The sequence below is a fragment of the Picosynechococcus sp. NKBG15041c genome, from assembly GCF_055380235.1.
Window position 1 is genome coordinate 1,942,072 of the sequence record NZ_AP040363.1, and the last position, 14,177, is coordinate 1,956,248.

The 14,177-nt window shown below is 50.3% G+C and carries 16 protein-coding genes; 4 read left to right on the plus strand and 12 right to left on the minus strand.

What is annotated here, in order from left to right:
- Positions 1-159: 159 nt before the first annotated feature.
- Both ACZ45B_RS09310 and rpsT read right to left on the minus strand, forming a co-directional pair.
- The gene (locus tag ACZ45B_RS09310; protein WP_024546597.1) at positions 160-936 is read right to left on the minus strand and encodes a TatD family hydrolase; all 777 of its coding nucleotides are present in this window, start codon (positions 934-936) and stop codon (positions 160-162) included.
- Positions 937-1,017: 81 nt separating this feature from the next.
- Positions 1,018-1,317 carry a 30S ribosomal protein S20 gene (gene rpsT, locus ACZ45B_RS09315; protein WP_024546596.1) on the minus strand — a complete coding sequence of 100 codons (300 nt, stop codon included), beginning with the start codon at positions 1,315-1,317 and terminating at the stop codon, positions 1,018-1,020.
- A 248-nt stretch (positions 1,318-1,565) separates the two neighbouring features.
- Here rpsT and hisD point away from each other — a divergent pair, with 248 nt between their 5' ends.
- Positions 1,566-2,879: a histidinol dehydrogenase gene (gene hisD / locus ACZ45B_RS09320; protein WP_024546595.1), complete on the plus strand. Its 1,314-nt coding sequence runs from the start codon at positions 1,566-1,568 to the stop codon at positions 2,877-2,879.
- On the opposite strand, the gene ACZ45B_RS09325 is transcribed toward hisD, so the two are convergent.
- Complete coding sequence (locus ACZ45B_RS09325) at positions 2,868-3,284, minus strand: hypothetical protein (protein ID WP_024546594.1); 417 nt, start codon at positions 3,282-3,284, stop codon at positions 2,868-2,870. The genes hisD and ACZ45B_RS09325 overlap by 12 nt on opposite strands.
- Before the next feature lie 32 nt (positions 3,285-3,316).
- Positions 3,317-3,703: a hypothetical protein gene (locus ACZ45B_RS09330; RefSeq protein WP_024546593.1), complete on the minus strand. Its 387-nt coding sequence runs from the start codon at positions 3,701-3,703 to the stop codon at positions 3,317-3,319.
- A gap of 137 nt (positions 3,704-3,840) precedes the next feature.
- Between ACZ45B_RS09330 and ACZ45B_RS09335 the strand changes: the two genes are divergently transcribed.
- Both ACZ45B_RS09335 and ACZ45B_RS09340 read left to right on the plus strand, forming a co-directional pair.
- Positions 3,841-4,578 (plus strand): hypothetical protein, encoded by a 738-nt coding sequence (locus tag ACZ45B_RS09335; RefSeq protein ID WP_024546592.1) that lies wholly within the window; start codon positions 3,841-3,843, stop codon positions 4,576-4,578.
- Positions 4,579-4,650: 72 nt separating this feature from the next.
- A complete protein-coding gene (locus ACZ45B_RS09340; protein ID WP_024546591.1) occupies positions 4,651-5,202 on the plus strand; it encodes a phycobiliprotein lyase in 552 nt (183 codons plus the stop codon).
- A 4-nt stretch (positions 5,203-5,206) separates the two neighbouring features.
- Here the strand turns inward: ACZ45B_RS09340 and ACZ45B_RS09345 are convergent, their stop codons facing one another.
- Entirely contained in the window at positions 5,207-5,830 is a 624-nt protein-coding gene (locus ACZ45B_RS09345; RefSeq protein ID WP_024546590.1) for a ribonuclease H-like domain-containing protein, read from the minus strand.
- A gap of 56 nt (positions 5,831-5,886) precedes the next feature.
- Positions 5,887-6,468 carry a DUF924 family protein gene (locus ACZ45B_RS09350; protein ID WP_024546589.1) on the minus strand — a complete coding sequence of 194 codons (582 nt, stop codon included), beginning with the start codon at positions 6,466-6,468 and terminating at the stop codon, positions 5,887-5,889.
- A gap of 70 nt (positions 6,469-6,538) precedes the next feature.
- Between ACZ45B_RS09350 and ACZ45B_RS09355 the strand changes: the two genes are divergently transcribed.
- The gene (locus ACZ45B_RS09355) at positions 6,539-7,477 is read left to right on the plus strand and encodes a serine hydrolase (RefSeq protein WP_024546588.1); all 939 of its coding nucleotides are present in this window, start codon (positions 6,539-6,541) and stop codon (positions 7,475-7,477) included.
- Here ACZ45B_RS09355 and ACZ45B_RS09360 read toward each other — a convergent pair.
- The 6 genes from ACZ45B_RS09360 to fusA all read right to left on the minus strand — a co-directional run bounded on the left by ACZ45B_RS09360 (position 7,474) and on the right by fusA (position 14,029).
- Positions 7,474-7,914 (minus strand): OsmC family protein, encoded by a 441-nt coding sequence (locus ACZ45B_RS09360; protein WP_024546587.1) that lies wholly within the window; start codon positions 7,912-7,914, stop codon positions 7,474-7,476. The two genes, ACZ45B_RS09355 and ACZ45B_RS09360, sit on opposite strands and share 4 nt — an antisense overlap.
- 59 nt (positions 7,915-7,973) lie before the next feature.
- Positions 7,974-9,389 (minus strand): GTP-binding protein, encoded by a 1,416-nt coding sequence (locus ACZ45B_RS09365; RefSeq protein ID WP_029681939.1) that lies wholly within the window; start codon positions 9,387-9,389, stop codon positions 7,974-7,976.
- A gap of 52 nt (positions 9,390-9,441) precedes the next feature.
- Positions 9,442-10,083, minus strand: a complete 642-nt coding sequence (locus ACZ45B_RS09370) for an LON peptidase substrate-binding domain-containing protein (protein WP_024546585.1) — start codon at positions 10,081-10,083, stop codon at positions 9,442-9,444.
- 154 nt (positions 10,084-10,237) lie between these two features.
- Positions 10,238-10,555, minus strand: a complete 318-nt coding sequence (gene rpsJ, locus ACZ45B_RS09375; protein ID WP_002800099.1) for a 30S ribosomal protein S10 — start codon at positions 10,553-10,555, stop codon at positions 10,238-10,240.
- A gap of 141 nt (positions 10,556-10,696) precedes the next feature.
- A complete protein-coding gene (gene tuf / locus ACZ45B_RS09380; RefSeq protein ID WP_024546584.1) occupies positions 10,697-11,926 on the minus strand; it encodes an elongation factor Tu in 1,230 nt (409 codons plus the stop codon).
- A 15-nt stretch (positions 11,927-11,941) separates the two neighbouring features.
- Positions 11,942-14,029 (minus strand): elongation factor G, encoded by a 2,088-nt coding sequence (gene fusA / locus ACZ45B_RS09385; protein ID WP_024546583.1) that lies wholly within the window; start codon positions 14,027-14,029, stop codon positions 11,942-11,944.
- Positions 14,030-14,177 lie beyond the last annotated feature (148 nt).

Here is a 14,177-nt window from a genome sequence, read left to right on the forward strand (position 1 = left end):
GGCAGATAGGCGATCGCCTTTGAGGCAACACAGCTTGGGCAAAGATAACCTTTTTCTAGGGCAGTGCAGCATAACCATGCTTACAGCACAAGACGACCTTCTCAAGCACTCGGAACAAAGCCCGGGAAAGAGAGAACGTCGACAGAAAAAGAGTATTGATCAATGGAGGTTAAACAACTGGCAGGCATTGGCCGTAGTCTGGTGAGCAAGGGTTTCTAATGATGTTTCCCGCAATTCAGCAAGGTATTCTGCCACATGGCGGACGAAGGCTGGCTCGTTCCGTTTTCCCCGTTTAGGAACAGGGGCCAAGAAAGGGCAATCCGTTTCAATCAGCAGTCGGTCATCGGGAACTAAACGGGCAGACTCTTTAATTTGTGCCGCATTTTTGAACGTGACGACTCCGCTGAAACTGACAAAAAAACCCAAGTCCAAAAACCAACCAGTCTCTTCGGGAGTACCACTCCAGCAATGCATCACACCACGGATCGGTTGCTGAGCTGCCTGGAATTCTTCGAGAATAGCCCTGAGTTCAGCTGCTGCTTCACGGCAGTGGATAATGACTGGCAGATCAAGGGCCGCAGCGATCGCAAGTTGATTTCTGAGCACCTTTTCTTGATGTCGGTGATTATTTGCCTTAAAAAAATCTAGCCCCATTTCCCCGAGGGCGACAATGCGAGGATCGCTCTGGGCGTAGGCTTTGATTTCTGTCGCCATAGTTTCTGTCCACTTGTCTGCATCTAAGGGATGAAGACCGACAGAAAACCGCAGCTCGGGAAATCGATCTGCCAGGGCTTGGATTGCAGCAAATTCTCTGGGCTCGACACAAGAATGTACGAGGTGGGCCACCCCCGCGGCACGCCAGCGACTGGCGATCGCCTCAATGTCTTCTTGGAAAACATCGAAGTTAATGTGCACATGGGTATCAACAAGTTGCATGGTAAAAGTGACAGCGGCTCCTTCAAACCATCAGCGAACTAAAGAGAACTAATAAAGAAAGCTAAAAAACGCTCTCCTACCCTAAGCCGCTACCTGTCCAGTTGCCTGCTTGAACTCCTTGGCCAAACGTGCTTTTTTCCGGGCTGCGGTGTTGTGGTGATAGACGCCGCGCTTCACAGCCTTGTCAATTTTGCTGTAGGTTTCAGAAAGGTACTTCTGCGCTTCTACCTGAGCTTCCGCGGAAGGAGCTGCAGTATATTGTTCGATGGCTTGGAGACACTTTTTAGAAAGGGTCTTGACTGCAGATTTGTAGGACTTGTTACGGAGACGATTCCGTTCAGCAGTTTGGATACGCTTAAGCGCAGATTTAATATTAGCCACAGTGGTCTTAGTTAGTTTAGGTGGACAGAATAAATATAGATGATCAAAAATCCCATTGTAGCAAAAGTTGCCCCATTGAGATCGACTATCGTAAAACTTTAGACTGGTTGGGAGTTCGAGAATTAATAAATTTCAGAGTAAAAAATTTTACCACGAAATCTAAGCCTCGGCTTACTATCACTGCCATTGGTTCAGAAAATTCAGTAGAATGGGACAAGATTTTAAGCTAAACGTGATTGAAATTCTCTATGCTGCGCATTCTCTATCAGCAGACCGATGCCCCCTCTGAGTTACAACGTATCGCCAGTCGGACCTCCCATGATGTAGCTCTTACCCAAGAGGCCGCGGTCAAGGAGATTGTGACGGCGGTGAAAGAAAAGGGAGATCTCGCCCTTGTTGATCTGACCGCGAAATTTGATGGCCAAACCCTAACCCCCAGCCAATTAAAGATTTCAGCCGCTGAACTAGACGCGGCATATCAGCAGATCGATCGCCCCCTCCTTGAGGCAATCCAACTGGCCAGCCAGCAAATTGAAGCCTTCCATCGCCAGCGCATCCCCCAGTCCTGGGTGCAGTTTGCCCCCAATGATGTGGTTTTGGGGAAACGGTATACTCCCGTTGATCGAGCGGGTTTGTATGTGCCTGGGGGCCGAGCTTCTTACCCAAGCACGGTGCTAATGAATGCGATTCCGGCGAAGGTGGCGGGGGTCCCTAAGATTGTGATGGTAACCCCCCCAGGCCCTGATCTAAAAATCAATCCAGCCGTGCTTGTGGCAGCCCAGGAAGCGGGGATTGAAGAAATCTATCGAGTCGGCGGTGCCCAGGCGATCGCCGCCCTTGCCTATGGGACAGAAACCATTCCAGCGGTAGATGTGATCACAGGGCCGGGGAACATTTTTGTCACCCTGGCGAAAAAAATGGTCTACGGCCGGGTCGGGATCGATTCCCTGGCTGGGCCATCGGAGGTGCTCGTGATCGCTGACAACAGCGCCAATCCGACCCATGTGGCGGCAGATTTGTTGGCCCAGGCTGAACATGACCCCCTTGCCGCCGCGATTTTACTCACCCCAGACCAGTACTTCGCGGAACAGGTGCAGGCTGAGGTGGAGGCGCAATTACAAAATCACCCCCGCCAGGAGTTAACAGAGAAGGCGATCGCCCACTATGGCCTAGCAGTGGTGGTTGATTCCCTTGAAGAAGCCGCTGCGCTGTCTAATCTTTTTGCCCCAGAGCACCTGGAGCTAGAAATCGAGGAGCCCTGGGAATTACTGCCTCTGATTCGCCACGCCGGGGCAATTTTCCTCGGTCACTCTACCCCAGAAGCAGTGGGGGACTATCTCGCGGGGCCGAACCATACTCTCCCGACCGCTGGGGCCGCTCGCTATGCTTCCGCCCTAGGCGTAGAAACCTTTATGAAGCATTCAAGTATTATTCAATATTCAGCCAAAGCACTCCAGAGCATTTCGGGGGCAGTTCAAACCCTCGCTGAGGCCGAAGGGTTGCCCTCCCATGGTGCTTCTGTGCGATTGCGCACCCAAAAAAGCAATAACCTAGAGGCCTAGCTCCAAAAATTTACGTAGATAAGTCACCCACTTGGCTGCCAGATCAATCTGGGTGAAAGGAATTGCAAGGGATTCTTGGGTGCGCGTTTCCAGAATTAGAACAACTTTCCCGCGAGAGGGAAGGGTATTTAGATCATGGATAGCTTCTTGGTCAACCTGCAAAAAAATATTTTGCAGGGAGGCGATCGCCACAGTTTTGAGATGCACCACCCCCTGGCGAGTCGCCTTTCCATAGGTAATTTGACCATTGCGATAACCGAGCACTGAATAGAGATCGTATTTTGCTTGATCAAAATCCGCTGCCCAGCGTTGATAGGTCTCAATTTTTTGATATTCTGCCCAGCCTGCCCAAGCCAGGCCAACAAAGAGGGCGAGTAAGGGCAGCCACAATAATCCCCTTTCCATAGATGTTCCAGATAATGTTTGACTTAGTACTCTTATTTTTGGGCTTCCTTTGTTTCGATAAAACGGCGTAAGCCCAGTAGCATCGCCGTCTGCCCCAGATTTAACGGTAACAGAGAAATTCCCTCAATTTCAGACTGGAGCCAACCGTCATCCCAAGACCAAGCCTGGAAGCCGTCGATGCCTTGTCCTAAAAGAAATCGTAAACCATGACCATGGCAGGTCTCTACGGTGTGGGCGATCGCCACGAAACCAAGATGAATCGTAAAATGAGCACCCACTGTGAGCTGCTCTGGTAAATTTTTTTGGCCGCGCCAGAGCCACTGTTTTAGCTGGGTCGGTTGGGTCAAACTATCGCGAATAGTTTGACGGGATGCCTTGATCTCAAGGCGGATATTGCTCTGCTGAAATTGTCCAAACATGGCAAGTTTTCGGGCGTTTTCGGGTGAGGGAATGCCCTTGATTATAGCGGGGGACCCCTTAGGACTGTGGGAAACAAAATCTAGCCCGCCAACGTCTCAAAATTCACCCGATGTCAATCAATAAAAGAGTATTTGTCATGTCTACCACGCCTATGTCTCCCAGGAAAACAGGTGCATTAACTTGTTTAAGCGCCCTGTTACTTGGTACGGCGATCGCCCCCTTTGCGGCGCTGAATCCTGCCCAGGCCCAGCTTTTTCCGGGCAATTCGACTACCCAGGGACAGAACCAAAATCAAACAGTGACCATTGCCCAGGGCACTAGAATTCCGGTAATTTATCCCGATGCAGAGAGAATTTTAGTTTCCTCGGAAGAAACATTAGATGTCACGGTGGAAGTGGCGGCAAACCTACGCGATCGCAACAACCAAATCCTGATTCCCTATGGTACCCAGATCCAAGGCCAGATTCGCCCGGCCCAAGGGGGTTCTCAGTTTGTGGCTGAAAACCTAGTCTTTGCGAACGGTGATGTCCAACGGATCTACGCCGAATCTAATGTTAATAACCGCGTTGAAAATATCAACCAAGGAGCCAGTAGTGGCGATATCCTCGAAGGAGCAGCCATTGGTGCTGGGGCCGCCGCGATTATTTCTCTAATTACGGGTAACCGCCGTATCGAATTTGGTGAACTCATTCTGGGTGGCGGTCTTGGAGCCCTCGGAGGATTGCTGCTCGGTGGGAATAAAGACGGTGAAGTCATTGCCTTTGAGAGCGACCGGGATCTAGATGTGACCTTGACGAGCAGCCTAAATACCCAGCCCTACGCTTTTCGACCCCAGTTAATCACCCGAGATAATCGCGGTTATTCTAATCAGTGACGGCCTTGGTTTGCCTTGGGGTAGTCCAGTATGATGGATCGAATCTGATCTTTACCCTTTTGTAACTTTTTTATGGATATCAACGCCTTTATCCATCAGAGTGCGGGCAACTGGTTCGCCCAGCGTACGTTCTACCAAGCTAATACCGCAGACCCTGATAATGGCAAGGCAAACCTGGCCTTTGAGCTCCTGCCCCTGGCCCACCCAGAAGTCGCCCGTCTTGCTACGGCGATCGCCCAAACCCCCAACGAACATTGGTATATCTTCCAGAGTAGCTGGGATACTTCCGTGGATTGGGGGAAGCCAAAAGCTGCGGGGAGTTCCCTATTTGCGTTTGTGGTGAATCCTGACCAACCGACCCAGGGGCAAGCTTTTAGCTTGGATCAGCGCGCCCTCGCCCGGGGTCAGTACCACCTGGGAGAAGATCAGATTCTTATCGTGACCCTAAAAGCTGGGGATGTGGAAATTGTTGAGCGGCAGTGGTTTGGCAATGAAAATCTCCGCCTCAGAACCAATATTGTGACGGGGAAAAATGGGGTACTGCAAACGGCTTTCTACTCAGAAATTCGTCGAATTATTGAACCGGTAAAAACCCCAGAAGCCACTGCTGAGGTAAATAGTTAGTCTTTTAATGCTCAAATACATTGTCGTAAAAAGCCAGATCTAGACTAATAAACGTGGGGAGGCAGCGGAGACATTCTTCCATGAGTTCCCAGCGCTCTTCCCGTTTGAGCATGGCCGTTAGCTGGTGCATCATGGGGATCAAATAGCGCACATCATTAGATGCGTATTTGAGTTGTTCAACGCTGAGGGCCGCCACATTACCCCAGTCAGAGCTTTGGGCAGATTTATCGAGTTCAATGCCCATGAGTTCTTTCACCAGAGCCTTAAGACCATGGCTTGAAGTGTAGGTGCGGGCAAGCTTGCTGGCAATTTTTGTGCAGAAAAAAGGCTGGGTTTCAATGGCAAATGTATGGCGCAGTTGGGCAATATCAAAGCGACCAAAGTGGAAAGCTTTTGTGATTTGGGGCGCTTCCATCAAGATTTTGAGGTTCGGGGCGGCGGTCTGACCCCGGGCAATGCGGATTGCGCTGACATAGCCGTCGTCGTCACAAAGTTGCACCAGGCAGAGGCGATCGCGGTGGGGATTGAGGCCCATGGTTTCGGTATCAACGGCGATCGCCTGGGATTTGAGGTAGCGTTCTAAGATGTCGGGACTGAGGTCTTGGTCGAAGAGGGCAAATTGATCCATGGTTGAAGGTTACGTTTTTCAATAAAAAATGGCAGGGCTGTGGTGACAATCGAAGCTCAAAAAGTAGAGCCTGGCAGGGCAAGAAAAGCTAATTCTGCAGGGGTGCTGACCCGGCCTAAGATTTGATTGCGGTGGGGAAAACGCCCAAATTGTTCAATGACGTCAAAGTGGCGCTGGGCATAGTCTAAAAAATCGTCGCCCACTTCAGTTGTTGCCGCCAGTTGGCGAAATAAGGCCAGACATTGAGATTGATCCGTGAGATTTTCGCTGTGTTCTAAGGGGAGATAAAGAAATACCCGTTGGACTGGCAGCAACGCTTGATCAAATTGTTGGGCGATCGCCTGTTTTGTGAGGGCCAATGCCTGGGGATCGCTAGCAAATGCTTGGGGATCATCGCGAAAGAGATTACGGGGTACTTGATCAAAGAGCAAAATCAATGCAAGACAGGATTGGGGTGCTCCGCTCCAGGTGTGAAATTCTTCGGCGATCGCCCGTTGGTATAGGGGCCCCAGGGTTTCGGCAACAGCCTGATCAAATGCCTGGCTTTTGCGGAACCATTCTTTGCGGGCCTGGCCAAAGTCTGGACTATCAGGTTGACCAAACCAAAAATCTAAAACCGTTTGCCATGGTTCAGCCATTGATGACCGTGCCTCCCACTGAAAATATGCCAGAATCTTACCATTCAATTGTGTTGGACAAAGAAAGAACGTGCCCTTCTATCAAAGTTGCGATCGCCTCACGGCCCTAGGACAACAAGTTTTACAAGCCACCTGGCGACAATTTCCCAGTCTTAGTCCGGAGCAAATTGCTCTCACCTGGTTGGTCTACGATGATCCGGTGGTGGTCAATACCGATGGTGCCCTTTCCCCCGAAGCTTTTTGGCAACATCCGGTGCGGGGTTTTCAATACCGTGGCGACCAACGCCTTTATCCCGCCAGCATCGTGAAATTGTTTTATCTAGTGGCGATTCAGGAATGGCTCGAAGGGCAGATGCTCCAAGACAGCGCTGAGCTGCAACGGGCGATCCAAGACATGATTGTTGAATCGAGCAACGATGCCACCAGCTACATCGTCGATAGCCTTACGGGGACGACCAGCGGCCCCGAGCTGCCCCCAGAGCCCCTACAAACCTGGAGCCATCAGCGAAATATTATCAACCGCTACTACCAGTCCCTCGGCTGGGAAGAGCTGGCTCCTATCAATGTGAATCAAAAACCCTGGGGTAACGGCCCCTATGGTCGTGAACGGCAGTTTTTGGGGCCGAATTATGAAAATCGCAATATGCTCACCACCAATGCGATCGCCCGGTTATTTCACAGCATTATGGGCGGTGTAGCGGTTTCCCGAGACCGCTGCCAAGGGATGATTCGTTTACTAAGCCGCTCCCTTAATCCGGTCGATCTCCAAGAATTTGATGAGGAAAATCAGGTCACCGGCTTCCTTGGGGAAGCACTGCCAGGGGACAGCCAATTGTGGTCAAAGGCGGGCTGGACTAGCCGTGCACGCCATGATGCTGCCTACATCGAAGTGCCAGACCTGCAGCCATACCTCTTGGTCGTCTTCATGGAAGGGGAAGCCAATGCAACAAATCGCGCCATTCTCCCCTTTATTTCCCAGCAAATCCTGACGGCGATCGCCCAAATTTAACTGACTTGGATGCTTGTCTCTAAAGAAACAGTGCCTAACAGGGAATTGGTGACCAGACAGCCGCTTTCTGCCTTGTGAAGGAGGCGATCGCCCCTGGCCGGGTCACTGTCTGGCGGGATTGTGAGGGTCGCTGTGATTTGATAATGGGTAAATTGGGTCAGGTGGTCTGCTTTTGCTAAGGTTCCTACCACAGAGCAATGCAAAGACTCCCAGATGAAATGAGAGGCCCGGGCTGTTCCCCGAAAGCTGAGAATAAAACAATCGGCGATCGCCGCAATCAAGAGCGTCTCGGGTGACCAATATCCTTCTGGGCCGCCAAATTCTACGGGGGGCGCTGACTCCAATGGTGGCAGGCCCGCACTTTCTAGGGTGACATTGCTAACAGCAGTGGCCTTGGCCTGGACGGTGTAATGGTGCGGGAGGGGTTGGCTCGTCATTTTCTACGAGGAAATTATGTATCGATGCAATTATGTTAGCGGTGATTTTTTAGGCTGCGCTATTGGGGCTGCAATTTCGCAGTTAGCTCCTGGCGCAAACGATGCAAAATCGAGTCCTGGTCTAGGGAGTCAATGATATTTTGGACGACGACTTTCGGGTCACTGTCCCCCCAAGACCCCCCATTGGCCAGATAAGCCTGGGTGCTCTTGCCGATAATTTGGGTAGTTAATCCGGCGATCGCCCCCTGGGTAACAGCCACAGACAAATAGGGGAGAGCCGATAGGCCTCCGGCCAGGGGCAAGCTGACCCCCAACAGCGTTTTCAGAGAACTCAGGCCGAGGTGCGCGAGTAATTCACCAAGGCTAACGCCCCCCATACTCAAAACAATTTTTTGGAGTAGGGCGATCGCCTCCTGGTGCTTGAGGGGCAAACCGTACCACTGGGCTAAGCGAATAATCAGTGCCACATCTACGACTGCGCCACTAAACACATCCACCACTGTCACAGGGTTCAGGGCCACTGCCACGGCTTTGGTGACCATCGCCTGTTCAATAAGACGGGTAGCGGCCTCGGCCCGGAGCAGAAGTTTTCGTTGGGCCAATTGATTTTGCAGCTGATCAACGAATAGCATCGAGTTAAGGGCAAGGAGGGCTTTCCCTTCCCGGTCAAGAATTTCAAGAATTTTGAGCTTCAGTCCGCCGATGTTTGCTGGCCCCCGTTCTCGGATTAACTGGCGTTGTCCGGCGGCATCAGTAATTATTTTCGTGACGAGGGGCGCGGCAGAAACCATCACAATTTCATCGGGGGAAAGCAGTTCTTTCACCCGGCGATCGCAAATGGTTTGATAAATCAGCTCCCGGTCAGCTTGGGGATATTGATCGACTTTATTAAACACCAAGATCATTGGTTTCCCCACGTCTCGCAACTGGGAGAGGGCGTCAAATTCTACCCGCGACATATCCCCTGCGACCACAAACAGTAATAAATCCATCTGCTTGGCCACCAGTTTAGCCAACTGCTCCCTGGTCTCTCCATTGACTTCATCGATGCCTGGGGTATCAATCAACTCCAAACAGCCTTGGCCCTGTTGAAAAAAAGTCGCCCGCTGGATCTCACTGTTGGCGATCGCCTCTGTTTGTAACGTCCAAGGTACCTGGTGGATATCTGTTGTGACGCCGTGGATCGCTCCTGTCTGAAAAATTTCTTCCCCCAAAAGAGCGTTTAAAATAGATGACTTACCACGTCCCACCAGACCGAACACCGCAATTTGGAGGCGAGTCCGTTCTAGCTTATCTAGCATCTGAGAAAGTTGATCAATCTCCTCTTCTAGGCCCTGCTGTTCAGTTTGGGTCAGGTCGAGGTGTTGCAGCACATGGCGCACAATTTCCTGGGCATGCTGGTAATTGATCTCCGTTTGAATGTCGGAAAAATTGGCGATCGCCCCTTCTAAATCTGCCTTTGACCAGTCAGCCATCGGTTGTGTCAATGCGTGTTTTTACACGGTATTATTCTGAATCTTTTGGGGATTAGCCTTGGAAAACATCTTTTAGAGCCGTTCTAGCAGCCAAATGGTTACGGGTAGAAGTGAGAATGTCCACTTCACGCCGTAGTCGTTCCTGGGTATCCCGCAACTCTAAAAGAGCCTGTTGTTCTTCCGCAACACCATACAAACTGCCCGCAATCCAAAAAGATAACTCTCGTGGTAAATCGGGCAATTCTTCCGGCAACTCAAGCTCCTGTCCAGCTAATTTTGCCGATAGACCAACAACATCCATCAGAACCTGTTTGGCATCTACTGCCAGGGAAGACAAATTTCCCGTGGTTAAGTCATCTTCAATCCATTCAACTAAACCGACCCGATAGGGTTTTTCTCGCACGTAATCTAAAACTCGAAAGCGCTGCTGACCGATGGTGAGCATTTTCATTCGGCCATCGGGTAATTTTTCACAATGAACAATTTCTGCGCAACAGCCCACATTGGCGATCGTGCCGTCTACCGGATTGACCATGAGCACCCCAAAACGGCGATCATTTTCCAGGATCGTATTCATCATAATCCGATAACGAAACTCAAATACATGAAGCGGTAGGGGCCGCGATGGAAATAGGACTAATTCCGGTAAAGGAAAGAGAGGCAATTCTCGAACAGCGACGGAGAAAGAAGTCATGGGCCAGGGTCAATACGATCTCTCTATACTGTAGCGGATCTATAAAACTTGAGGGAAACAGAAAAAAGGTCTTCCCTGAAAACTTATCCAGAAAAGACCCCAACTATAATCATTAAAAACAGTTAATGAAACAGCTTAGTAATGTTGGTTCAAATTAGAGCTTGACTTCAATATCAACACCAGCAGGGAGATCAAGCTTCATCAGAGCATCGATTGTTTTAGAAGAGGGCTGATAAATATCGATAATGCGGCGGTGGGTGCGAGTTTCAAAATGTTCGCGGGAGTCCTTATCAACGTGGGGAGAACGGAGAACACAATAGATTTTACGCTTGGTGGGCAAGGGGATGGGGCCGATTGCTGTTGCATTGGTGCGATTTGCCGTGTCGACAATTTTTTCACAGGATGTATCGAGTAAGCGACGGTCAAAGGCTTTCAAGCGAATCCGGATTTTTTGTTGTTGCAGTGTTGCCATTGTTTTTACTTGTCAAGGTGCAGAAATTTAAAATGCTTTTCCAAAACACTAAAAGCTTTGGTGTATGGAAAAAATAAGTTAGGTGGCGGTGGGGAGTGGAGCCCCTAAGGACTCTCTCCCCTGCTGCTTAGGGAAATCTGATTACTTCAGAATCTTGGAAACAGTACCAGCACCGATGGTGCGGCCACCTTCACGGATTGCGAAACGCATCCCCTGTTCGATCGCGATGGGGTTGATGAGCTCTACAGTCATCTTAATGCGATCGCCAGGCATAACCATCTCAGCAGCGGAACCATCATCAGCAGTAAATGCAGAGATAGTACCAGTTACGTCAGTTGTACGAACGTAGAACTGAGGACGGTAGTTGGGGAAGAAGGGAGTGTGACGGCCACCTTCTTCTTTGGTGAGAACATAAACTTCAGCTTCGAAGTTAGTGTGGGGAGTGATAGAACCGGGCTTAGCCAGTACCATGCCACGCTCGATGTCATCCTTTTGAATACCACGGAGGAGTACACCGACGTTGTCCCCAGCCATCCCTTCATCAAGGACTTTCTGGAACATTTCAACACCTGTAACGGTGGTGCTGCGGGTGTCTCTGATCCCGACGATTTCAATGGTTTCACCCACTTTGACGCGGCCACGCTCAATCCGGCCAGTTGCCACAGTACCACGACCAGTGATGGAGAAAACGTCCTCAACAGCCATCAAGAAAGGCTTATCAACATCACGCTCGGGCAGAGGCATATACTCGTCAACGCTGTCCATCAGAGCAAGGATTTTGTCAACCCACTCGTTTTCGCCACGCTTGATGGCGGGGTTAGCAGAGAGAGCTTCAACGGCTTTGAGAGCAGAGCCAGTGGTGATGGGAATATCGTCACCAGGGAAGTCGTATTCGCTGAGGAGTTCACGAACTTCGAGTTCAACGAGTTCGAGGAGTTCGGGGTCATCAACTTGGTCTTCTTTGTTGAGGAAAACCACAAGGCTAGGTACACCAACCTGCTTTGCTAGCAGGATGTGCTCACGGGTTTGGGGCATAGGACCATCAGCCGCAGATACGACGAGGATACCGCCATCCATTTGTGCTGCACCAGTGATCATGTTTTTCACATAGTCAGCGTGACCAGGGCAGTCAACGTGAGCATAGTGACGGTTTTCAGTTTCGTATTCAACGTGGGCAGTGTTGATGGTGATACCACGCGCTTTCTCTTCAGGAGCCGCGTCGATATCTTCATACTTCCGTGCTTTTGCACCACCTTGGGCAGCCAACGCCATAGTGATCGCTGCAGTCAAAGTAGTTTTACCGTGGTCAACGTGACCAACAGTACCAATATTCGCGTGGTCTTTGTTTCTTTCAAACTTAGCGCGTGCCATGAGTTTTGTTATTCCTTAATCGTGAAAATTGTGCGTTCCCTTGTTTTTTGCGATGATTGCTTCCGCCACATGGCGAGGCACTTCATCGTAGTTGCTGAACTCCATTGAGAAGATACCACGTCCTTGGGTTTTTGAACGGATATCCGTGGCATAGCCGAACATCTCTGCCAATGGAACTTTGGCAGCGACTTTAGCAATACCTTCTTCGGAACTCATGCCTTGGATGTTGCCCCGACGGGCATTGAGGTCACCCATGATGTCCCCAAGGAAATCCTCGGGTACTTCAACCTCAACCTGCATAATCGGTTCTAGCACCACAGGTGATGCCTGGTCAACGGCACTACGAATTGCGATCGAACCCGCAATTTTAAATGCCATTTCTGAGGAATCAACGTCGTGAAAGGAGCCATCAAGCAGGGTGGCTTTGAGATCGATCATGGGGTAGCCTGCGATAATACCAGATTCGCACGCTTCTTTCATCCCCTGTTCAATGGAGGGGATGTATTCGCGGGGAATCGTACCACCGACAATCTTTGATTCAAACGCAAAGCCACTGCCTTCATCTCCAGGTTCGATCTGGATGACAACATGGCCATATTGACCCTTGCCACCGCTCTGGCGGATAAATTTGCCTTCGGCATCTGCTTTTTGGCGAATCGTCTCCCGGTAGGCGACTTGAGGTTGACCGACATCTGCTTCGACTTTAAATTCTCGTAGCATACGGTCCACAAGGATTTCGAGGTGCAACTCTCCCATCCCTGCGATGACTGTTTGGTTGGTCTCCGGATCAACACTGACACGGAAGGTCGGGTCTTCATCGGATAGTGATTGGAGGGCTTTGGATAGCTTCTCCATATCTTGCTTGGTTTTGGGTTCTACAGCGACAGAGATCACAGGCTCTGGTACAAACAAGGACTCGAGAATAATCGGTTTGTCTGCGTTACAGAGAGTGTCGCCTGTGGTCGTCTCTCGCATACCAATAATTGCGCCGAGGTCTCCGGCGCGCAGTTCGTCCACTTCGATACGCTCATTGGATTTGAGGACGATCAATCGAGAAACGCGTTCTTTCTTATCTTTTGTGGAGTTATAGATATAGCTTCCTTTTTCGATTACACCGGAATACACACGGATAAAGCTGAGTCTGCCGTAGGGATCAGAGGCAATTTTAAAGGCAAGAGCCGCAAAGGGGGCTCCGTCATCGGCGGGGCGATCGCCAATTGTCCCGTCAGGAAGCTCTCCCTGGATTGCAGGGACATCAAGAGGGGAAGGCAGATAATCTACCACGGCATCGAGGAGAAGCTGCACACCTTTATTCTTAAAAGCCGAGCCGCAGAGTACGGGCACTAAGTCGCCTTTGACAGTTCCTTTGCGCAGTGCAGCCATGATTTCTGCTTCAGTGAATTCTTCCCCTTCGAGGTATTTTTCTAGCAGCGTTTCGTCCCATTCGGCGATCGCCTCAACCATGAGAGTGCGATATTCAAGCGCTTTTTCCTGCAACTCAGGGGGAATCTCCGTCACCTCAATGTCTTGACCAACATCATCTCTGTAGAGATTAGCTTTCATTTTGATGAGGTCAATAATCCCCTGAAAATCACCCTCAGCACCGATGGGGATTTGAATCGCAACAGCATTTGCTTTTAGGCGCGTGCAAATTTGCTCATAAACCTTGTAAAAATTCGCCCCTGTGCGATCCATCTTGTTCACAAAAGCAATGCGGGGCACCTTGTAACGGTCTGCTTGACGCCAAACGGTTTCAGATTGAGGCTGAACACCGCCCACAGAACAAAACACGGCGATTACGCCATCAAGTACCCGCATCGAGCGTTCCACTTCAATGGTGAAATCAACGTGACCGGGAGTGTCAATAATATTAATTTTGTGGTCGCGCCAGCTTGTGCTAATGGCGGCTGCTGTAATCGTGATGCCCCGCTCCCGCTCCTGTTCCATCCAGTCAGTCACCGCGTTGCCATCATGAACTTCCCCGATCTTGTGGACAATGCCGGAGTAAAACAAAATTCTTTCAGTTGTCGTTGTTTTGCCCGCATCGATGTGAGCGGCAATGCCAATGTTACGGACTTGTTCTAGGGCGATGCTGCGTGGCACAATGACCTCCTGCAAACTGAATCTTTTTGCGGAGCATTCTCAGATATCATTCAGAGCTTGCTTCTTTGGATGCTACTCAAACAGTTGCTTAATATTTCTTAGCAATGGCGACTCACTATTATAGTCTTGCCATTTTGTTTCGTCCAGT

Coding starts and splice junctions, on each gene's coding strand:
- ACZ45B_RS09310 (WP_024546597.1), bottom strand. CDS start 936: ATGCAACTTGTTGATACCCATGTGCACATTAACTTCGATGTTTTCCAA.
- hisD (WP_024546595.1), top strand. CDS start 1,566: ATGCTGCGCATTCTCTATCAGCAGACCGATGCCCCCTCTGAGTTACAA.
- ACZ45B_RS09325 (WP_024546594.1), bottom strand. CDS start 3,284: ATGGAAAGGGGATTATTGTGGCTGCCCTTACTCGCCCTCTTTGTTGGC.
- ACZ45B_RS09330 (WP_024546593.1), bottom strand. CDS start 3,703: ATGTTTGGACAATTTCAGCAGAGCAATATCCGCCTTGAGATCAAGGCA.
- ACZ45B_RS09335 (WP_024546592.1), top strand. CDS start 3,841: ATGTCTACCACGCCTATGTCTCCCAGGAAAACAGGTGCATTAACTTGT.
- ACZ45B_RS09340 (WP_024546591.1), top strand. CDS start 4,651: ATGGATATCAACGCCTTTATCCATCAGAGTGCGGGCAACTGGTTCGCC.
- ACZ45B_RS09345 (WP_024546590.1), bottom strand. CDS start 5,830: ATGGATCAATTTGCCCTCTTCGACCAAGACCTCAGTCCCGACATCTTA.
- ACZ45B_RS09350 (WP_024546589.1), bottom strand. CDS start 6,468: ATGGCTGAACCATGGCAAACGGTTTTAGATTTTTGGTTTGGTCAACCT.
- ACZ45B_RS09360 (WP_024546587.1), bottom strand. CDS start 7,914: ATGACGAGCCAACCCCTCCCGCACCATTACACCGTCCAGGCCAAGGCC.
- ACZ45B_RS09365 (WP_029681939.1), bottom strand. CDS start 9,389: ATGGCTGACTGGTCAAAGGCAGATTTAGAAGGGGCGATCGCCAATTTT.
- ACZ45B_RS09370 (WP_024546585.1), bottom strand. CDS start 10,083: ATGACTTCTTTCTCCGTCGCTGTTCGAGAATTGCCTCTCTTTCCTTTA.
- rpsJ (WP_002800099.1), bottom strand. CDS start 10,555: ATGGCAACACTGCAACAACAAAAAATCCGGATTCGCTTGAAAGCCTTT.
- tuf (WP_024546584.1), bottom strand. CDS start 11,926: ATGGCACGCGCTAAGTTTGAAAGAAACAAAGACCACGCGAATATTGGT.